The sequence below is a fragment of the Dickeya sp. CFBP 2040 genome (assembly GCF_012273755.1).
Taxonomy (GTDB): domain Bacteria; phylum Pseudomonadota; class Gammaproteobacteria; order Enterobacterales; family Enterobacteriaceae; genus Dickeya; species Dickeya poaceiphila.
The window spans coordinates 95,380-115,571 of the sequence record NZ_JAAVXH010000030.1; the positions used below are offsets into that span (position 1 = coordinate 95,380).

Consider the following 20,192-nt stretch of genomic DNA (forward strand, 5'->3'; position numbering starts at 1 on the left):
ATGGACGAACAGCTAAACACCATCCTGACCTCCCTGACGCGGCCAACGCTCTTTCCTTTGCGAAAAGGCGAAATCGATGAAATAAGCCAGATGACGGATATTCGCTTTCCGGTTAAACAGCGGCAAGGGCGGTTACTCAGTTGCCTTAGTCAATGCCAGACGGCGCCCAAAGCGTTACTGATTCACGGCTGGGGCGGAAACCCTTTAATGCTGAAGCCACAGAGAGATCTGCTCCAGCAGCTGGGATACCGTGTCTTTATGCCTTTCCTTTTGGGACACGACCCGACACACCCACAAGCAAGCTCTATTCCCGAACAGGTACAACTGCTAATGCAATTACAGGAGCGGGAAGGAGAATTTGATATCGTTATCGCTCACTCAGCGGGAGGGGTGATCGCCGCCCTGGCAGCGACGCAAGGATTCATGCTCTCAAATATCATCCTGATCGCCTCTCCTTCTTCTTTTCCTGATCTTCTTGAACATAAGCTCAGGGAGTTTCCGGTCATAAGCGGCCTGCACACCGCGCTTCATCACCGTTATTCAAACGATCTCTCCGCCGGCCCGGAACTGATGTCCAGACAGGTGTTCGCCCGATTGAAGGCGAGCGCTCTGGTCATTCATGGTACGGCGGATCGAAAAATCGACGTGCAGGATGCCCTGTCCCTGCATCGCCAATTACCTGAAAGCGAACTGGTGCTGGTGCACGAGGCTGGTCATCTGGGTGTTCTGAATCATGACACAACGCTTCAGGCCATCAGCGGTTATTTATGCCGTCCGATGTCCCGAATACAGGGAGTGAAACGCTATGCCCGGCCATATTGAATCTCTTACGCTTTATCTGCCTGAAGAGCATAAGCTGCTTAACGAGCTGGCTCCTTCACTCAAACTGACACCCTTAGATGTCAGAATGTTTTCTCGCTTTTACGGTTTAGAGCGTTTTCCGCGCGCGCCCGGCTCGCTGAACGATATGTTTCATCCGCTGTTGAGCAAGTTTGTCGAATGCCATACTTCACAACTGAAAGACATTAAATATGTCGTACATACCCATACATTACCGGCAGTGAAACCGTTTCCCGACTGCGTCAAAGCAATGGTGTCTGATTATGGGTTCTCTGCCGATACGGAGTATTTCTCGCTCACAATGGGGCACTGCTCAACGTCGCTGACCGCCATTGATTTTCTGTCGAGAAAATTAAAACCGGGAGAATATGCCCTGTTGCTTATCGGCGAAAAAGCCTTTCATCCCAAAGTTGAGCTAATTAACGACACGACCATTATGGGCGAGTGCGCCTGCGCAGTGTTGATCTCAAATCCCGTTGGCGCAGGTAATGTTATCGGTAGATTTACCACTCAGGCGGGGGAGTTCAACCGGCAATCAGGACATTTTTATGACAACGGCCCGGTATTTAGCGATCACTACTTTCCCTTTATCTTAAATTCCCTTAAGTCCGCATTTTGCTACTTTGGCATTACCGCAGACACGCTATCCTGGCTAGCGCCTCACAATGTCAATCTCTCATCGTGGAATAAAATTATGGGAGAGTTAGGCATCAGCAAAAATAAAGTCATGCTGGATAATATAAAACTATATGGACATTGTTTTGGAGCCGATCCATTTATTAATCTCGCCACCTTAATAAAGCAGGGTAAAGCACAACCTAATGAGCCGGTATTACTGGCGAGCGTAGGTATGGGCGCGACGTTTTCCTCGTTGTTAATACAGCAGGATGCCCATCATCAAATTTCCGTAATTGCAATTTGAATCAATACTTAATGAACAACTGAGATTAACTTACAGATAACCTTTTTTAATCGTGCTTAATTGTCTCATGGCTGATATCACTTTGTTGTATCCCCAACTAAAAGAATTGGATGAACACCTGCTAGCCATCGGCGACCTGGGTGAAAAAAACCGTGCCGCGGCGCTTACCAGCCTTTCCCACCCGGAACTGATGAGCATCGCCTGCATTGGTATTCCTGCTGAGTTCAATCCCTACCGGTCATCGATCTGGTCCGATATTAGCTATGAGCACCATTTGCAAGTCATCGAATACCTCTGCCGGTCAGATGCCAGCGCCATGATGATGCTGCCAGGCGCGTCTCTCAGTACCCGTGCGATCCTGACACTGGGCACGCACGAGCAACAAGCCCGATTCTTCTCATGCTTTTCTGAACGCCCTGCCTGGACATTCTTTGCCGTCAGCGAGCCGGAAAAAGGCTCCGATGCGACAGACATTCATTGCGAACTGAGTATGCAGCAAGACAGCGGATGCATTAACGGAACAAAAATGTTTATTGGCGGCGCACTGAACGCCAGCGTCGGTATCGTCTTCGCTCGTTATCAGCAGAGTCATCGTCTGGTTATGATATTTCCGGATAATGAACGGCATGGACCACAGCGTGAACTCCTGGCGACGTTCGGCCTTCAGGGGGCCGGGTTGACCCGACTCGTGTTTGACGACTATCCGGTTCTCAGCGACGATATTTTGGGACATCAGCATCGTGGGCTACAACAGGGACTCAACGCGTTGAGCCTCGTTTTTGAACGCCACCGTCCGATGGTGGCGGCGATAGCGCTGGGCACCACGTTCGGCTTGCTGACCAGACTGGAAAACTATGCGTTACCGGAAAAGGCCTTACGGTGGAAAACGCAACAGTGGCGCAAGTATCACGCGCTCTACAAAAATATGTTGTCCGTTGCCGAGGGCTACTCACTCGGAAAACATCAGTACGCACAGACCAGTCAACTTAAGCTTGGCGCCACACGTTTAGTGGAAGAAACCGCACATGCAGTGCCGCTCTGGTTACGACGCGACGACTGGCTATCCGACAGCACGTTACGCAGGAAGTACCGCGACAGCTTCGCGTTCGAATATATGGAAGGCACCACAAATATCCATCTTCTCAACAGCCTTCGTCCCCCTCAGCCAGTGTGAAGATTTCGCCATGATTTATCTCGATCCCAAAGATATTTTCTATCGTTCTTTTGTTTTTACCGAAAAGAACCAGCCGGAATGGGAACAAGAAATTCCGCACTGGCATTCCTATATACAACACTTTTTTCACTCCAACGGCCTTCAATTAACGGCAGAGCAGGAACGCGTTAATGAATGGATAAACAGTCCTGAACGTGCCGCGTTCAGCGATATGATTCTCGCCCTTCTGCCGGAGGTTCAGGCGGTCATTTCTCCTGATCGTATCAGAACCCTTCTTATGGCCCACTGGACACCGGATCTGCATATGGGCACGTCGGTAGTCAATGCGACGATTCACGCCCTGGGCCTTGCGGATTGTCTTGCCCTGGCTATCAGCGATAGAGGTCCAGATGCCGCCATTTTTGCCCTGGATGGACTGAACGACTGCCTGGCAGGGAAGGATGAAGATGGCCTTTTGCTCATCGCTGAGCAAAAAAATCTGATGTACCACTCTCCCCTTCTTGATCAACTTAAGCCGGAAAACAACGCCTGCGTTTGTCTGGTCAACACCCTTCGGCGAGGGCTGCAATATCGGGGATACGTCAGGCACTTGCAGGACAAACTATCCGGCAGCCTGGTGAGAGAGGTGATACGCAAAGCCGAGCTGGACGGTACAAATACCGTTGTTATCGGGCCATCATCCGCGTTGGAGGCAATAAACGGCGAGTTTCAAACGCACCCCACCGAGGCGTCGCTACTCAGTGCCGCTCCCTTTGTCGCGCTCAGCAAGCACTGTCAGCCAGAGAAAAACTATCTGCTGGTCAGTGCGTTTCAGGGAGAGTTCAGCTTCAGCGCTTTCGCAGGAGAGCAAGCACGGTGAACCTTGTGTCCCTGAAAACCTATGTGCCCAAAACGCGCATTCCCCTCGATACCTTAGTGGAGTCCCGCGGCGGAAAATCCTCGGAAGCGAAAATATTTCGCCAGTTGTTCGGTTTTAACCATGCATCGTCACTCGCAGAGGATGAAAGTGCACAAACATGTTTCCTCCAGCTTCTCGGACAAGCCTGTGCGTCGCTCATCGATGGCCCCAAAATCGATGCCGTTATCCTGGTGCAGGGGCTTCCCGCTCGTTCGCCACGCCAACATGTCGATCTGGACGTACTGCGGGCATCTTGCGAAGCTATCTCTGACCAGGCATTACTGTTCAATCTTAACCAACAAAACTGCGCCACCTTGTTCTGGGGGCTGAAGCTCGCTGACAGACTGCTTAGTCGCGGTGAGGTAAAACGGGTCGCATTGCTGGCCGGTGATACGCTCGCGGATTTTGCTTTATCTGAAAGGTATGTTCCCGGCTGCACCCTGATCGGTGACGCCTTTGCCTGCGCCATACTCGACGCGGGATGGGGGGAATGTACGATATCGGACATTCACTGCTGCCATCGTCCTGAGTTCTGGCCCGGTTTAGACGGCACCCAGGATGACATCAGGAAGTTTTATCGAGCCCATGACGAACTGGCTGGCATGGCGCTTAACCTATACACGGCTGATCTGCGCGAACAGGCCTGGCTGCTTCCTCACAATATCAATAAATTAGCCTGGCAAACCTGGGCAAGGCATCCAGCCAATGCCCAGCAGCGTGTTGCAACCGATCTGATAAACGAAACCGGCCACTGCTACACCACAGATCCTCTTCTGCTGCTCGAATCCTATGCTCCAGCTAAAACGGGTTGCCCGGCAATATTGCTTTCCGTTGGGCTGGGGGGATGGGTAGGGTCCGCCACAGTCACCCGATACCGTTGCGAGGATATCAACCATGTCTGCGAATTCTGAGTCTATCCCACGTTATCTTCCCCCCACAGGCTGGCATATCCAGAACGGGTTCCTCCAGATAGCGGAAAATGCGCATCGTCAGTACGGTGATCTTGTCTGGATCGGTCAGGAAGAGGAGCCGATTCTGCTACTTGCCGGTGCCCGGCACGCGCGCCTGCTGATTGAGCAAGAAACCCTGTTTTTAAAAGAGTTTGAATCACTGACCTCGGCCTCTACTGTGGGCCGAATCATCATGGGCCCCTCTCTCACCACATCCAGGGATGGTGATGAGTGGAGAATGGCAAGAAAACTCACGGCTCCGACCGTTAACCCCCGATCTCCGCGATTAAAAGCAGGCTCACAGTGCGCAGCGTACTGGCTCACATCAGCGTTATCTGAGGGCGGGAAAGGTTCGTTACGTGAGTTGTGTCTTAACTGGGCGCTGATGTGCGTTGCCGATGGCTTTTTTGGCACAGGCATCAGTCAGGAGCAGTTGAGCAACATGATCGCGCATTTCAGGCAAATCTATCTTCAGCTTATCGTAGAAGCCCCTGGCATGGACTATGAGCAAATAGTCAAGCATCCCGCATTGGTAGCGTTTCGTAAGGAAGTGGAAGCGATCATCGCGCCACAAATCGATAGCGCAGCCTGCGGAAATGCAACCATGCTACAGCGGCTTTGTCTGGCGCTGGATGTGAATGCCAGACGTGAAGAGCGGGAGCGGGTCATCAGTCTGCTATTAGGGAATCTCGCGGCAAGCGTTGATAATACCGGCATAGCGCTTTTATGGACCCTCACTCATCTCTCTCAACAACAGGATTATCAGCTTCAGATTCAGGAACAAGCCCGTCATGGAAAACGATCCGTTGCGCTAGCGGTGGTAAAAGAATCGCTGAGACTGACCCCGGTTACCGCCTTCTTTGAGCGCACCACGGCTGAGGAAATGGTTATCGATGGCGCATTGATCGCAAAAGGGACGCGGGTGCTGTTCTCACCGTGGCTCATACACCGCAACAAAGCATACTGGGACCAGCCGCTAACCTACAACCCTGAACGCTTTTTATCTGATGCCAAAATCCCACCAGAGCATTACTTTCCCTTTAGCATCGGTAAACGTAACTGCGTCGGCATGACGCTGGCATTAGACCAGTTGACAACAGCCATCATTACTTTTTGCGAACATTTTACTTTTTCACTGGCTCCGGACACACGGCCTGCTGCGCTTAAACCCCTCTTCGAACTGAATGTCACGCCAAGAGGTGATATCCATTTCATCCTGAAGCAAAACAACAAGGTAACACACCATGTCTGCTAAGGCGGAGTTAACCTCAAGCGCCATCCCCAAACTCAGCTTATTCTTTTTTTCAAATGTCAACAAAGGGGCTTCAACGACACAATATCAGCAGCTTATTAGCATGGTGCAGTTGGCAGATGAGCTTAACTTCGATGCTATCTGGACGCCTGAACGCCATTTTAACGCCTTTGGCGGAATGTTCCCGAATCCATCGGTGCTTAGCGCCGCGCTTGCTGCTTCCACGCGCCGCATCTCGATTCGCGCAGGTAGTGTTGTATTACCTTTGCATGACCCGCTCCGCGTGGCTGAGGAATGGGCGCTGGTTGATAATCTCTCCGCAGGAAGAGTGGGCGTTGCCTTCGCCGCGGGCTGGCAACGCAATGACTTTGTCCTGAATGCCGGTAACTATAAAAACAGACAGCAGTGCCTTTTCAGCTCAATAGAAACCGTCCTGTCATTGTGGTCCGGCAATACCGTGGTGCGCGATGAATTATCTCTGCCGGGTAGCCCTGAACCCGTTGAGATCCAGACCTGGCCGGCACCGCTTCAGCACAATATTCCGGTATGGATTACCACTGGCAGTAATCCGCTGTTGTTTGAGGAAGCCGGCAAACGCGGGTTTCATGTACTCACCCATCTGATAAACCAGACATGGGAACAGCTTGAAGCGAATTGCGCCAGCTATCGTCGGGCGCGAGCGGAGGCCGGGCATGATGCAGACGCGGGTAAGATTACCCTGATGATGCACACCCAGGCAGGCAAATCTAAAGCGGACATGCTGCCTGAGCTGCGCCCCGCCTTGAAAAACTATTTATCTGCATTTATGCAGCTTTCCGACAATCTCAGTCAATCTTCCTCTTCCCAACAGAGACAAAATCAAAAGCGACAGGCGTACACCCTTAAATGGGGTGTTGAAAAGTATCTTAACCAGTATGGCTTGTTTGGCTCGGCATCTGAATGTCAGGAAATACTTGTCGCGCTGAAACAACAGGGTATTGATGAGGTTGCTTGCCTGATTGATTTCGGTATGGCGGAAGAGAGCGTCAGGGCCACTATCGATACGCTGGCCACGCTGTTAATTAATTAAGGAAAGAACATGAAAAAGACTGCTGCAAAACTGACTTTACTGGCGCTGATCTTCTGCTCCTCGTCGCAGGCCGCTGAAAAAACAATCAACGTTGATCGCTTCACATCCGTCACCGCACAACAGGGTATCAACCTGACGGTGAAGTGCGCATCGACACCGTCTATGGTCATTTCAGGATCGAAGGAGACCATGAGTAAGCTGCAGGTGTCTAACAAAGACGGTTCGCTACTTTTAAGTAACGAGGCGGCAGAGAATGATCGCTTCGTTTCTCATACTCTGGATATTACCCTCTACACCAGCAACCCGCTGAATGCATTGTCCGGAAAAGCTGGGGTAAAAATTGACGCAGCGGCATGTGCAGTAAGCCCAGAACAACTCTCGGTCAGCGGCAGTATGGGAACGGAGATTCGTGCGGAAGGCAAAACCGATGAACTGCAGTTGGAACTGGCGATGGGCGGCAGTTTTAACCGCAAATCCACCCCTTTTAGCGCTAAATCTGCGACGGTGCGTATGAGCATGGGAGCTGAAGCGTTCCTATGCAACATCCCCAAAATCACAGGCACCCTGGCCGCGGGCGCACGCCTCTCAGTTAGCCCGTCAGCAGGCGTGGATACCGGGGCAGCAAGCACCTTCGCCAGCGACATCTCGACTTCAGGCTGCGCTTAATTTTTTTGGCCGCTACGGGATCCCGTATTACCTCAATAACCCGCCACCGCATGGCGGGTTATTATCCGCCATACCACGCCCCTGCGTACTCCCTCTGAGGCTGAAATCCCCCTGTTCCACCGCCTCCAGCAAATTGCAGATAACGTTAGCTTTGTTATTCAACGGCTGAAAAAAGTGATAGCTAAAATAAAGACAAGCAATACACAAAATCAGTACCATTAATACCTTCAGGGAAAGAGATTGTCCTGGAAAGGACCACAGCAGGATATCAGCAGTGTGCCTCCCAAAGGAGAGAGGCTACATAATCAAATAGCGAATGTCGAAGGTATCGATGAATCTACTCATGGTTTATTTTTAGCTTATCCATTCTGCGGTAGAAAGCGCTGCGGCTCAGCCCCAGGGACTCCGCTGCTTTAATGGCATTGCCTTCGTATTGCTGCAACCGTTTCAAAAGCAACGCTTTCTCCACCTCAGCTAATGTCATCGTGTCTACGCCGTCATCCATCGTCACCGTGCGCACAGGTGTTTCTGAACGCGTCTCGCTCCCCGGCAAACAGAGATCTTCAATTTCGATGCGATCAGCACGACAGAGCAGTATCGCACGCTCAATGAGGTGGCTCATCTCACGAATGTTGCCCGGCCAATGGTAATCATGAAGACCGTTGATAGCCTGTCTGGATAAAACCGGGACCGGTTTGTTGTACTTACGCGCGTAGCGCGCCAGAAAACGTTCGGCAAGGATTTCAATATCTTCTTGCCTGTGACGCAGCGCCGGTAAATGCAGTTGGATAACGTTCAGACGGTATAACAAATCCTGGCGAAAGGAGCCGTTGACCACGGCTTTTTCCAGATCTGCATTGGTCGCTGCAATGATCCTGCAATTGGTTTTTTGCGTTCTCGATGACCCCACGCGCTCAAACTGCCGTTCTTCCAGAACGCGCAGCAATTTAATCTGCTGGGAGAGCGGTAAATTGCCAATCTCATCCAGAAATAACGTTCCTTTGTCGGCCAGTTCGAAACGACCAATACGGTTTTCTCGCGCATCGGTAAAGGCACCTTTAACATGGCCAAACATCTCACTTTCAAACAGATGCTCATTAATACAGCCCATGTTCACTTCTACCATGCTGTTATCTTTGCGCGAAGACAGCTGGTGAATGTGACGTGCCAGGAGGCTTTTCCCCGTTCCGTTTTCACCCAGTATCAGAATACTGGTGTCAGTCCTGGCGACGGCCTCAACCATACTGAGCAGTTGTTTCATGGGGTGAGAGTGAACGACCCATTCGCTGCCCATTTCATCATTACGGGCAAGCTTGAGAAGTTTATTTTCTTCACGCAAACAGTTACCGGAACGTCTTGCACGGCTAAGCTCAATTTGCTGCTGGATAATGCTCAGAATACGTTCATTATCCCAGGGTTTTTGAATGAAATCCGCCGCCCCCGCCCGCATGGCGTTAACAATGATATCGACGCTTCCCCAACCCGTCATGGCGACAACAGGCAGACAGTCATCAAACTTTTTTAGCTCATCCAGTAGCTGCAAACCTTCTTTGCCTGACGTGGTGTCTTTCTGAAAGTTCATATCCATCAGTACCAGATCAAACGGTTTGCTGGCCAGATGCCGCATCAGCTGGTTAGCCTGGGTTTCGACAGTGACGTTATATCCCCCAATACGCAGCAATAACTCAAGGCTACTCAAAATTCCGGCGTCATCATCAACCACCAGAATTCGTTTTTTTTCATCCATAAAAGACCCAGCATGAGAAGCCACGCCGTAATGGCGTGGCTATATGGTTTATTCGTATCGGATAGCATCCGCAGGCGACATGCGCGTAGCGCGTCGGGACGGGAACCAGACCGCAGCGGCGACAACCAGCGTGATCGTCAGTGCGACTCCAGTAAATAACAATATAAATCCTGTCTTTCCATCCCCAAGAATACGTGTCAGTTTCGGCGCAACAAATAAAGCCAGCGGCAGCCCAATGACCAACCCTGCCAGTAATTGCTTTCCGCCTTGCAACATCAGCATTCGCAAAAGCACGCTCTCCGTAGCGCCAATAGCCATGCGAACGCCAATTTCCTGAATACGCTGGTTGATAACGTTACGCATCACGGCGTAAATCCCCGTTGCGGCAAGAATCATGGCAATCAAACCAAAGAGCATAAAGAGACTGGCGATGAAGTGAAGACCTGCGGTGTTACGCGCCAGCCGTTGATCCAGCGTCTGTATTTGGCTGACGGAGAGACTACTGTCAACCTGGCTGACGGCAGCAATAAGCGCTGGTCCAAGAAATGCAGGATTTTTCGCATGTACAACGACGTTCACCGAAGCAGCCGTCTGCTGCTGCAATGAACGATAGATGGTCGCCCTGTCACGTAACGCGCTGAAAGGCCGGCCATGAATAACATTAGGAACAACCCCAATAACGTTATACCAGCGTTGGTTTTCAGCATTACGCAATCGCAGGCGTTTACCAATAACATTTTTTTCGCCAGGCCAGTATTGCTCGGCGAATGACTGGCTAACCACGACTACCGGCTGAGACTGAGCGTCATCGCTATACGAGAACTCACGCCCCTGCACCGTTTTTATCCCCATACCGGCCAGGCTGTCAGGCATCACCTGAACATCATTGACCAAAGGATAAGCCCATTTATCCCGGCTGTTGTTGGTCGAATTGTCTACGTCAACCTGAACAGGAAGCGTAAACTGCCCTGCCGTACTGGTCGTGATCGCCGTGCGTTCTGCGCCAGGAATCGTATTCAGCGCACTTTGTAGTTTCTGATAAAACAGCACCCGGCTTTGTTCATTCGGATATTGCGTGGCATTCAGATTAATTTGCCCGGTCAAATAATCTTGGGTACTTACGCCATAATCTGCACGCGTCGCCTGATAAACCAACACGCCTAACAGCGCGCTGATACACAGAATTGAACAGGACAACCCCACTTCAAACGTCACAAGAATGCGGGATATACGGCCAGCGCTGCGGCTTTGCGCTCCGCGAGTCCCATCCCTGAGCACATCATTAAAGTTGCCGTGGGTGATCTTCCAGGCCGGAAGCGCACTCGTTGTCACGGCGGTTAATGCCACCAGAATCAAGGCCAGTATAACCGTGTTGCCATCCAGGTTCAGGTGCCACCAGAAAGGGATCTTGTTAGGCACGAATCCTGGGAGCAGGCTGTTGGTAATTTCAAGCCCCCAGCCAGCAAGCAGGATGGCGATAATGCCAGAGAGTACGCAGATAAACAGACTCTCCCACATCATTTGCATGACTAATCTTGCTGCCGGCGACCCCAGGGCGACGCGGATAGCTATCTCTTTTGCACGCTCTGTGGTTCGTGCAAGCAGAAGGTTGCCCACATTACAGCAGGCGAGGATCAGCACAAACGCAACGGCGATTAACATGACGATGAAAATAGGCATCGTCTCTTCGCCCATGAAGTTCTCCTGAAAAGTGAGGACCTGGGCTGACAGCCCTTTATTGGTTTCCGGGTAGCGAGCCGCCAGATCTTGCATCACCCCTCTCAGATCATTATTAGCCTCATTCGCAGAAATGCCGGGCTTAAGACGAGCATATACCGAAACCTCAGGTGCATCTTTACGCGTTAAAAATTGTGATGCTTTCAGTTGTGAAGGCAGCCAGAGATCGTGGAAGAATGGAAAGGCGAAATTTTCAGGCATCACGCCGATAATGCGGGTTCTGACGCCGTTAACCATAACGCTTAGCCCTACAATGGAGGCATTCCCGGCGAAATAGTTTTGCCACATGTTATAGCCAATCACGGCAACAGGCTCAGCGCCGGGTTCAGTATCCCCTTGATTGAAGGATCGTCCTTTAATAGGTTGCACACCCGTGTAGGAAAACAGGTCTTCGGTACTGCGTATCGCCATATAAGAAACGGCCTTGTTGCCGTCACTGATGTCCGCGCGTTCCCCCAGGAAGTAACCAACGTTTTCCAACGTGGTATTGCGGGCCTTAATATCCTCATAGTCCAGATAATTGAGGCCAGAATCGCTCAGGCTGGCACCATTTACGATGGCGTTGAGTAACACCATATTCTTGCCGTTCGCATAGGGTAGCGGCGAAAACATAATCGTGTTGATGACCGACACCATATAAAGCGTCAGAGCAAGGCCGCATGACATAATCAAGACAGTCATCGCTGAGAAACCGGGGCTCTTCAGCAAAAGCCTTAACGCATATCGGATATCAAACAGCATCTCAGGCTTCCTTTATCAAAGTTAATTCTCGGTTCAGCAAACCATCCCCGACAATCTGACCATCAGAGAGCACGATGCTCCGCTGCGCCCGCAATGCAGAGCGAGGATCATGCGTCACCATACAGATGGTGGCGCCATCACGATGCAAGCCATCCAATATATCCATCACCGCTTCAGCATTTTGCGAGTCAAGGTTACCAGTAGGTTCATCCGCTAACAGAATAGATGGCGAGCCGACGATAGCACGCGCCACCGCGACACGCTGCTGCTGGCCGCCTGAAAGCTGGGATGGATAGTGGCGTGCGCGATGAGACATATTGACCTTCGCCAGCGCATCATTGACCCGATTTATTCTTTCACTTTTACTGATATCGTTGCGGTAGGTCAGGGGAAGCGCCACATTCTCTTCAATGGTCAAATCGCTGATAAGATTAAATGACTGAAAAATAAAACCAATATCTCGATTACGCACCTGCGCACGCTGCTGCTTGGAAATATTGACAACATTGTGCCCGGCCAACTTGTATATCCCGGATGAAGCAACATCCAGCAGGCCTAAAATCGACAAGAGCGTTGATTTTCCACATCCTGATGGACCAGAGATCGAGACATACTCGCCTTTGGAAATGGTAAAACTGATCTTGCTTAAAGCATGGGTTTCAATTTCATCAGTAAGAAAAATCTTATTAATATCTGTCAGTTCTACCAAAGGTTCCATTGTTCTGGTCTCCATCAAATTACCGTTTATGTTGACGTGTGAGTTTTGCAATTTCATTCCGTTATTTCTATCTTGTCTGCGCCCTGCCATGCGGAACTGTCGCTTAAAATTATTTGATCGCCCGCGCGTAATCCGCTGGTAACCTGAATAAAGTCAGCGGACCCCTGGCCAAAATTCACTTTCATTTTGGTCGCAATCTTATCTTTTTTATCAATTACATAGAGTGTGGAAGGTAAATTGTTTTGCGCATAAGGCGGTCTTTCTACAAACAGCGTCTTTTCTATTTTTGTCACCCCAATCAGACCATCAACGCTCAGGTCTGGGCGGGCTTCCTGAGGCAAAGGCCCGGTGAAGGCAACATCAACTTTTACCGTACCATTGACGACCGCCGGATCAACCCTTGATACCTGCCCTTCGAATTTGCTGCGCCCCGTATTAATAGTAACAGGCTGACCAACCGTTAAATCTCTAGACTGCAGTTCTGGGACTTTTAATTCAGCGTAGAGATCCTTTTCTTTGGCTAAACGCGCGATATTACTGCCAGTGGTGATCCGCTGACCGGCCTGAACCGCAACATCCTGCAAAACCCCATCAATGGGAGACGTCACATTAAGAGATTCCACTTCCTGTTTATATAACGCAACCAGAGAAGCAGATTTATTCAGACGCATTTGGTTTGCTTTAATATCGGCCTCAACACTTTGCTTAAGCGTGGCCAATCGCTTTTCTTCAAATGCAACCTGATGACGATATTGTTCGGTATTAATACGGGTGGTTTCATATTCCAGCATCGGTACTGCCAGAATATATTTTTTCTGAGCTTTTAAGCGGGCTTCTGATGCCAGCAGGCGCGACCCGGCATCCAAAAGAACAGCTTCCTGATTTAACACTTTGTTTTTTAGTTCTGCGTTTTTAGCATCGATTTCAGCGCGTAAAGCATCATACCCCAGTTTATTTTCCTGATATTGTTGTTCAACAGTAGGGTTGCTCATCCTGACTAACAGATCCCCTTTTTTGACCCGCGCCCCTGCCTTATAAATCACTTCCTCAACCCGTGCATCTACACTGGCCGACACCCAGTTGATATCCTGAGGAAGAAGGACGCCATTGCCCCTTACCTCAACAGAAAAATTACCGAATTTCACTTCAGCGACTGAAAGGCTGCTGAGTGGGACTTTATAAGGTGAAAATTTGAAGTTGTAGATCACAGCAAGCGCCACAACCAGCCCCATAACCACAGCAAACGGCTTAGCGTATTTTTTAAAGCGAATTCTGTTTCCTGTTTGTACTAATGAAATATCCATTGTTATTCCCCTTAAGAATGCAGCCAGATCTATGCAGATATTGTGCCAACACACCAATTGAAATAAAAAACAATTAAAATCAATAAATTAACTAAATCACAAATCCAAGATGTTGATCAGCGCAACGTTGTCGATCCCGTTTATGGAATGACGCTGCGTTTCATGCAGCAGCTATCGCGCCAGGCTTTAGTCCTGACAAGGCTTCCCGGCTAAAATCCCATTATTGGGATGATATTCCAACCTTTCAAAATCGCACGTCCCAAAATCGGGAAATCACACATCCCTAATTTGGGATATCGCCAAAATAATCATAAATTTCAATCTGTTAATTTATTAAAAAACATTGGCACAGCGATTGCTAGTTAAATTACAAGACACAGACCGCGTAATTTCATTATCAAAAAATCACCGATAGCATAAGGAGTGTGTATGTTAGAACGTAAATTAACTGACGTAGAAAAAGAGGAGTTCACTAAAAAAATAATGGATGATCTCGAAGAGAGGCATCTGAAAATATATGGAAAGCAGGCCAAAGCTGAGAAAACGCATTGCATTATGAAAGTGATTCACTACATAATCGAGAATATTTCAGAAGACATTTTGTTAGAAGATCTGGAAGAGATATCAGGAAAGACACGCTTTGATATTTGCCGTATTTTCAATCTTTTTTATGGTACTACACCCATAAAATGGTTGTGGAAAGTGAGACTTGCATTAGCTAAAGAATTTATCGACCTGGCTCCCCACTGGTCCTTAACGGAAATCAGTTGCGCATGTGGATTTTCATCTCTACCACATTTTTCGAGAAGCTTCAGCCTCGCGTATAACCAGACGCCGATGAACTTCAAGAAAGATGCACGCACAAAAATAAACAGTGAAAGAAAAAGAAAAAATAAAGAATTCGACATTATGTTTGGTGTCAATAAAAATGTTTTCTCAAAAAATGTACTTATCAACAATCTGCATTTAATATAATTATAAAAGACTCTGTAAACAATTCTTGATAACTGCCACCCATTAAAGGGACCCTGTAAATAATTCTGTGTAATTGCCACCGTATTAAAGGTGATCGCTCAGGCGATCACCGAACTCGATAATAAAACGGCTCATCGCCAGTCGCCAGTTCTGGATCGGCATACTCCATTTTTTCAAGGCCGACTGTATCGCCAGATAAATCACTTTCCGTACCGAATCATCTGTCGGGAATACTTTGCGTTTCTTTATCGACTGGCGAATCACACTGTTCAGCGATTCGATGGCATTGGTGGTGTAGATAGCCTTGCGGATATCCGGCGGGTAGCCAAAGAATGTATTGAGATTTTCCCAGTGCGCACGCCAGCTTTTGCTGATTTGGGGGTATTTCTCATCCCAGATGTCGGAGAACTTGTCCAGCGCCATCAACGCTGCTTCCTCGGTTGGGGCCTGATACACCGCTTTCAGCCCGCTGGTGACACCCTTGTAATCCTTCCACGAGACGTATTTCAGGCTGTTGCGCACTATGTGGATGATGCACAGCTGGATATGTGTCTGCGGATAGACGCTGTTAATGGCCTCCGGGAAGCCCTTCAGACCGTCCACGCAGGCAATCAGGATATCCTGAAGCCCCCGGTTTTTCAGCTCTGTGAGTACGCTCAACCAGAACTTCGCGCCCTCATTTTCGGCCAGCCACATACCCAGCAGCTCTTTCTGGCCTTCTGTGTTGATGCCCAGTGCGAGAAACACCGCTTTGTTAATGACGCTGCCACTGTGACGAACCTTCACCACAATACAATCAAGGTAAACAATGGGATACAGCGAATTTAGTGGACGATTTTGCCATTCTGTCACCTGTTCTTTAACCGCATCGGTGACTTTAGATATCAGCGTGGGCGACACATCCGCATCGTACATCTCTTTGAATGTAGAAACGATTTCCCGCGTGGTCATGCCTTTGGCGTACAGGGACAAAATCTGGCTGTCCATCTGCGTGATACGCGTCTGATTTTTCTTTATCAGTTGCGGCTCGAAGGTGTTTTCGCGGTCACGTGGCGTGCTCAGTTCAATCTCACCGTCGTCGCATAACACGGTTTTAGACGAGTAACCATTTCGGGTATTAGAGCCTGATTTAGGGGCATTTTTTTCGTGCCCGAGATGCTCAGTCAGTTCTGCATTGAGCGCGGTTTCGACGGTTAACTTCGTCAGCATACGGGAAAACGCATTGAGGTCGGCTTCGGAGGATAGTTGCATATTTTGTGTACGCCCCGGCTCGCAGGGCGTTACGGGAAGACTATCAGGCAGGAGCTTGTCCTGATCACCCAGCCGCCAACTTCCCAAAATCAAACGCACTCACCGCCTTCTCCCGGTTCGCATCGAGGAAATCCGCCCACCATTGCAGCATCAGTTTGCGTTCGTCCAGGTGCTCGGCTTTGTGGATGTAGGCCGCTCGTACCGAGTTACGCTCCATATGGCTCATCTGGCGTTCTACTGCGTCACGCGGCCATAAGCCCGACTCGATAAGCGAGCTACAGGCCATCGTTCTGAAACCGTGGCCGCAGACTTCAACCTTGGTGTCATACCCCATCACTCGCAGCGCTTTGTTCACCGTGTTCTCACTCATGGGTTTACGCGGGTCGTGGTCGCCAATAAAGATAAGCTCATGGTCGCCGCTAAATTGCTGGATTTGCTTCAACGTCGCCAGCGCCTGCCGGGAAAGCGGCACCAGGTGCGGAGTGCGCATTTTTGAGCCGCGATGAGAGTGTTTTACACCGTCGATGGGTTCGCGTTCCGGGGGAATCGTCCACATGGCGGTATCAAAATCTATCTCTGACCAGCGTGCAAAGCGCAGTTCGCTGGAGCGGATAAAAATCAATAACGTCAGTTCGACCGCCAGACGGGTTAATGGCCTGCCGGTGTAGTTATCGATACGCCGGAGCAGTTCGGGCGTGCGCTTAAGATCCAGTGCCGGGCGATGCTGCCGATTGCTGGACGCCACCGCCCCTGCCATTTCCTGCGCCGGGTTGTAGTCGATTAATCCGCTTTGCACGGCGTAGCGCATTATCGCGGTTGTGCGTTGCTGGAGCCGTGAGGCGACTTCAAGGCGGCCTGACTGCTCCACCGCCTTGATAGGCGCTAGCAGGTCACGGGTTTTAAGCTCGGCGATGTTGCGTTTGCCTATTGCCGGGAAAAGGTTATCTTCCAGACTTTTCAGCACTCGATGGCTGTGCTCCTGCGACCATTTTTTATTGGTGGCGTGCCATTCTATTGCCACCTCTTTAAAGGTTAACGCTTCGCTTTGTTCAACCTTATCGGATTTCTTTTTGTCGCCGGGGTCAGTGCCGTTTGCCAATAACTTCCGCGCTTCATCACGGCGTGCTCTGGCATCAGCCAGAGAGACATCAGGATAAACCCCCAGTGCCAGCATCTTCTGTTTGCCGCCAAAACGGTACTGTAAGCGCCAATACTTTGAGCCATTGGGATGAACCAGCAGATGCATACCATTGCCATCGGTCAGCTTGTATTGCTTATCCGAAGGCTTGGCTGTTCTGACTTTGATATCAGTGAGCGCCATACTTATCCCCTCCCCGTTGGTACAAGCATTATCGAACCGAAAATACCATCATCTGTACCAACAACTGTTGGTAGATGTACATGGATGTCGGTTGACCCTGAGAGAATGAATATAGCGGGAAAGGCGGGTAAATACTGGATTTCAGGCATAAAAAAAGACGTCGGTTGACGTCTATTTATATACTGTTGGGAAGGCCGGACACGCAAAATGATGTAATTAATTGAATAATAAAATTTAATACTCACCAATCTAATTTAGGTGCCCCCTTTTATGCCCCCACCTCATTTTTAGCCCATGTTTTCAATGAGCTATATCACGTCATTTTATCAATAAGATTAATTCTTATCCGTTCCGGTTCGATTCCGGGCAACAGATCCTAACCCAACCCAGCGATGACGAAAATGTTGTTCATGAATGGCGTGTGGCTATTTGCTGTACCGTTCACTATACTGGATGTATAGCTATTCGCTACACAGAGAGGTCACGATGCGAACAGAGACAAAAGAAATGCCGATTAATATTCGTGCAAAAGCATCACAGCGGGAGCTGATTGATGTCGCTGCTAAATTGCTGTCGAAATCAAGAACAGAGTTTATCCTTGATGCTGCCTGCCGTGAGGCTGAAGATGTGTTGTTGGATCAACGGCTGTTTCTGGTCAATGATGAACAATATGATGCTTTCATTCAGGTGCTGGAATCGCCTGTCACAGATAATCCGCGTGTGAATGCATTACTGAACAGGAAATCTCCGTGGGAATAACGGCACCGGAATTATTGCTGCCTCAACATGCAGTTGTGGATTTTCATTGTTCAGAGCCGTCATTGAATGAATGGCTGAAACGCAAGGCGTTAAAAAATCAGACGCTGGGCGCTTCACGCACCTTCGTGGTGTGTGAAGCCGGTACACAGCGTGTGGTGGGGTTCTATGCCCTCGCGTCGGGTAGCATCCAACGTCAGGTTGCGCCGGGCGCATTCCGGCGCAATATGCCTGACCCCATTCCTGTTCTGGTACTTGGCCGATTAGCCGTTGATGAACGTTATCAACGTATGGGGATCGGTGCCGGGCTTCTGAAAGATGCGGTACTCCGCTCCCGCAATGTAGCGCAGCAGGTAGGCAACAAAGCGTTATTGGTACATGCGTTATCTGATGAGGCAAAAGCGTTCTACCAATACTGGGGTTTTGTCCCGTCAGAAATACAGGAACACACCTTATTATTATCGTTATGGTAATAAATTTTTATCAAAATAAAGAGGATTTATGTAACGCCTTAATCACTGATAAAGAAGAGAGTAACATGCTAAAAATGACAAATAGCCAGGCTGGCGAGCAAACATTTAAGCATGCTGATTTAAAATAAATGGCGTCATTTCCCATCACTATTAGTCGAAAGCCAATTAATTAACGTTATTAGTCGCGACCAGATCTTATGGTCTGCCAATCATGATAGCGTCTGGCACCGCACCCGCCCCTTTTTGGGAGGGGACGGGCGCTCCGTGGCACTATGAAGATGGATTTTCCTTCGTGTCGTAAAACGACAGGATCATTTCTGCCAAATCATCTTCTACCGTATAAAAATAACAGGCAGGAACATGCAGCACAGCAGCCAGTCGGCGCGCCAGCTCAAAATCCGGCGTGTGAATGCCACTCTAATCTTAACCCAGTGACAGCTTAAGCTGCATCCCGCAAGCAGCGGCATAACGTTGTAAGGTTGAGATACTGGCACTGGAAACATTTCTCTCAAGGCGGCTTACGGCGGGTTGGCTCACACCCATGCGAGCGGCGATCTCTGTACTTGTCAGACCTGACCTGGACTTCATTTCGATCAGAACAGCGCGAAGCTCTTCTTCTTGAGTTTCGTCCTCATATGCTTTTTTAACTTCAGGATGAGAAAGCGCTTTCGCTTTAACATCAGAAAATCGGATACCTTTAACTGCCATCTTTCAATTCCTCCCATCTTGACTTTGCCAGCGCTATTTCAGCTTTCGGGGTCTTAGGGCTGACGAATCCCCAGAAAACAAGACAGGCATAGAGTTTTATGATCTACTGATTTTCGCCAAAAAATTCAATGAGATCACCTCTATGCCTGTCCGTAAAGTATGCCAGACTTTTTTCCGTAACGCTTTAGCTTCAACGCATCAATATCGACAACATGCGCTTATTGATTCAACCACGGCGTTGATAAACGGTGCGACGCTTTCGCTCACCAGCATCGGGCGTTATTTGCCCGGTGCTGCTCGCGTGAAAGATAAAATAAAACGGGTTGACCGCCTTTTAGGCAACACGGCGCTTTATAACGATATCCCGAAAATATTTAATCAGATTACGGCCATGATGACCAAAAACATGCCGTGGTGTGTTATTGCCGTCGACTGGAGTGGCTATCCCTCGCAGGCTTTTCATGTCCTGCGTGCAAGTCTTGTCTGTGATGGTCGCGCTATCCCCTTGATGAGTCAGGTGGTAATCCCCCCGAAAAACCAGTGCATGCATAAGTAGAATTTTCTCCTAACCGGAATGCAGGGGGATTTCTATGAAGCGATCACGTTTTACTGACAGTCAGATCATCGCCATTCTCAAACAGGCTGAGGCGGGTACACCGGTTCCTGAATTATGTCGGGAGCATGGCATCA

20 protein-coding genes and 2 pseudogenes are annotated in these 20,192 nt (G+C 49.4%); 13 read left to right on the forward strand and 9 right to left on the reverse strand.

What is annotated here, in order from left to right:
- The 8 genes from Dpoa2040_RS04625 (at position 1) to Dpoa2040_RS04660 (ending at position 7,771) form a co-directional block, all read left to right on the forward strand.
- Entirely contained in the window at positions 1 to 822 is an 822-nt protein-coding gene (locus Dpoa2040_RS04625; RefSeq protein WP_168640459.1) for an alpha/beta fold hydrolase, read from the forward strand.
- Entirely contained in the window at positions 806 to 1,762 is a 957-nt protein-coding gene (locus Dpoa2040_RS04630; RefSeq protein ID WP_071604271.1) for a 3-oxoacyl-[acyl-carrier-protein] synthase III C-terminal domain-containing protein, read from the forward strand. The genes Dpoa2040_RS04625 and Dpoa2040_RS04630 overlap by 17 nt, the downstream gene beginning before the upstream one ends.
- Positions 1,763 to 1,829: 67 nt before the next feature.
- The gene (locus Dpoa2040_RS04635; protein WP_168640460.1) at positions 1,830 to 2,936 is read left to right on the forward strand and encodes an acyl-CoA dehydrogenase family protein; all 1,107 of its coding nucleotides are present in this window, start codon (positions 1,830 to 1,832) and stop codon (positions 2,934 to 2,936) included.
- A 10-nt stretch (positions 2,937 to 2,946) separates the two neighbouring features.
- The gene (locus Dpoa2040_RS04640; protein WP_168640461.1) at positions 2,947 to 3,795 is read left to right on the forward strand and encodes a hypothetical protein; all 849 of its coding nucleotides are present in this window, start codon (positions 2,947 to 2,949) and stop codon (positions 3,793 to 3,795) included.
- A gap of 5 nt (positions 3,796 to 3,800) precedes the next feature.
- Complete coding sequence (locus tag Dpoa2040_RS04645) at positions 3,801 to 4,745, forward strand: 3-oxoacyl-ACP synthase (RefSeq protein WP_371810577.1); 945 nt, start codon at positions 3,801 to 3,803, stop codon at positions 4,743 to 4,745.
- On the forward strand, positions 4,729 to 6,039 hold the full coding sequence (locus tag Dpoa2040_RS04650) for a cytochrome P450 (protein ID WP_042868195.1): 1,311 nt from the start codon (positions 4,729 to 4,731) through the stop codon (positions 6,037 to 6,039). The genes Dpoa2040_RS04645 and Dpoa2040_RS04650 overlap by 17 nt, the downstream gene beginning before the upstream one ends.
- A complete protein-coding gene (locus Dpoa2040_RS04655; protein ID WP_168640463.1) occupies positions 6,029 to 7,105 on the forward strand; it encodes a MupA/Atu3671 family FMN-dependent luciferase-like monooxygenase in 1,077 nt (358 codons plus the stop codon). The genes Dpoa2040_RS04650 and Dpoa2040_RS04655 overlap by 11 nt, the downstream gene beginning before the upstream one ends.
- A 9-nt stretch (positions 7,106 to 7,114) precedes the next feature.
- On the forward strand, positions 7,115 to 7,771 hold the full coding sequence (locus Dpoa2040_RS04660) for a GIN domain-containing protein (protein WP_042868191.1): 657 nt from the start codon (positions 7,115 to 7,117) through the stop codon (positions 7,769 to 7,771).
- A gap of 27 nt (positions 7,772 to 7,798) precedes the next feature.
- Here Dpoa2040_RS04660 and Dpoa2040_RS18250 read toward each other — a convergent pair whose 3' ends face one another.
- The 5 genes from Dpoa2040_RS18250 to Dpoa2040_RS04680 form a co-directional block, all read right to left on the reverse strand.
- On the reverse strand, positions 7,799 to 7,990 hold the full coding sequence (locus Dpoa2040_RS18250; protein ID WP_210423827.1) for a hypothetical protein: 192 nt from the start codon (positions 7,988 to 7,990) through the stop codon (positions 7,799 to 7,801).
- Between the two features lie 118 nt (positions 7,991 to 8,108).
- Positions 8,109 to 9,518, reverse strand: a complete 1,410-nt coding sequence (locus Dpoa2040_RS04665) for a sigma-54 dependent transcriptional regulator (RefSeq protein ID WP_168640464.1) — start codon at positions 9,516 to 9,518, stop codon at positions 8,109 to 8,111.
- A 48-nt stretch (positions 9,519 to 9,566) separates the two neighbouring features.
- Positions 9,567 to 11,996, reverse strand: coding sequence for an ABC transporter permease (locus Dpoa2040_RS04670; RefSeq protein ID WP_168640465.1), 2,430 nt, complete (start codon positions 11,994 to 11,996; stop codon positions 9,567 to 9,569).
- Position 11,997: 1 nt separating this feature from the next.
- Positions 11,998 to 12,714: an ABC transporter ATP-binding protein gene (locus tag Dpoa2040_RS04675; protein WP_042868187.1), complete on the reverse strand. Its 717-nt coding sequence runs from the start codon at positions 12,712 to 12,714 to the stop codon at positions 11,998 to 12,000.
- A gap of 53 nt (positions 12,715 to 12,767) precedes the next feature.
- A complete protein-coding gene (locus Dpoa2040_RS04680; RefSeq protein WP_168640466.1) occupies positions 12,768 to 14,018 on the reverse strand; it encodes an efflux RND transporter periplasmic adaptor subunit in 1,251 nt (416 codons plus the stop codon).
- A gap of 429 nt (positions 14,019 to 14,447) precedes the next feature.
- On the opposite strand from Dpoa2040_RS04680, the gene Dpoa2040_RS04685 reads away from it, so the two are divergent.
- A complete protein-coding gene (locus Dpoa2040_RS04685; RefSeq protein WP_042868185.1) occupies positions 14,448 to 14,993 on the forward strand; it encodes an AraC family transcriptional regulator in 546 nt (181 codons plus the stop codon).
- Between the two features lie 84 nt (positions 14,994 to 15,077).
- Here Dpoa2040_RS04685 and Dpoa2040_RS04690 read toward each other — a convergent pair whose 3' ends face one another.
- Both Dpoa2040_RS04690 and Dpoa2040_RS04695 read right to left on the reverse strand, forming a co-directional pair.
- Positions 15,078 to 16,244 (reverse strand): IS256 family transposase, encoded by a 1,167-nt coding sequence (locus Dpoa2040_RS04690; protein WP_168640467.1) that lies wholly within the window; start codon positions 16,242 to 16,244, stop codon positions 15,078 to 15,080.
- A gap of 64 nt (positions 16,245 to 16,308) precedes the next feature.
- Positions 16,309 to 17,565, reverse strand: a complete 1,257-nt coding sequence (locus tag Dpoa2040_RS04695; RefSeq protein WP_168640468.1) for an integrase arm-type DNA-binding domain-containing protein — start codon at positions 17,563 to 17,565, stop codon at positions 16,309 to 16,311.
- A gap of 486 nt (positions 17,566 to 18,051) precedes the next feature.
- Between Dpoa2040_RS04695 and Dpoa2040_RS04700 the strand changes: the two genes are divergently transcribed.
- Entirely contained in the window at positions 18,052 to 18,324 is a 273-nt protein-coding gene (locus Dpoa2040_RS04700; RefSeq protein WP_019843650.1) for a DUF1778 domain-containing protein, read from the forward strand.
- Positions 18,315 to 18,794: a GNAT family N-acetyltransferase gene (locus Dpoa2040_RS04705; protein WP_013316117.1), complete on the forward strand. Its 480-nt coding sequence runs from the start codon at positions 18,315 to 18,317 to the stop codon at positions 18,792 to 18,794. The genes Dpoa2040_RS04700 and Dpoa2040_RS04705 overlap by 10 nt, the downstream gene beginning before the upstream one ends.
- Before the next feature lie 270 nt (positions 18,795 to 19,064).
- On the opposite strand, the pseudogene Dpoa2040_RS18340 reads toward Dpoa2040_RS04705, so the two are convergent.
- Positions 19,065 to 19,208, reverse strand: a pseudogene (locus tag Dpoa2040_RS18340) (transcriptional regulator); the annotation flags it as partial.
- A 9-nt stretch (positions 19,209 to 19,217) separates the two neighbouring features.
- Positions 19,218 to 19,502 (reverse strand): helix-turn-helix domain-containing protein, encoded by a 285-nt coding sequence (locus tag Dpoa2040_RS04710; protein WP_168640469.1) that lies wholly within the window; start codon positions 19,500 to 19,502, stop codon positions 19,218 to 19,220.
- Between the two features lie 142 nt (positions 19,503 to 19,644).
- On the opposite strand from Dpoa2040_RS04710, the pseudogene Dpoa2040_RS04720 reads away from it, so the two are divergent.
- A pseudogene (locus tag Dpoa2040_RS04720) lies at positions 19,645 to 20,040 on the forward strand (IS4 family transposase); the annotation flags it as partial.
- A 52-nt stretch (positions 20,041 to 20,092) separates the two neighbouring features.
- The coding region (locus Dpoa2040_RS04725) for a transposase (RefSeq protein ID WP_168640470.1) at positions 20,093 to 20,192 on the forward strand (100 nt) is incomplete at its 3' end.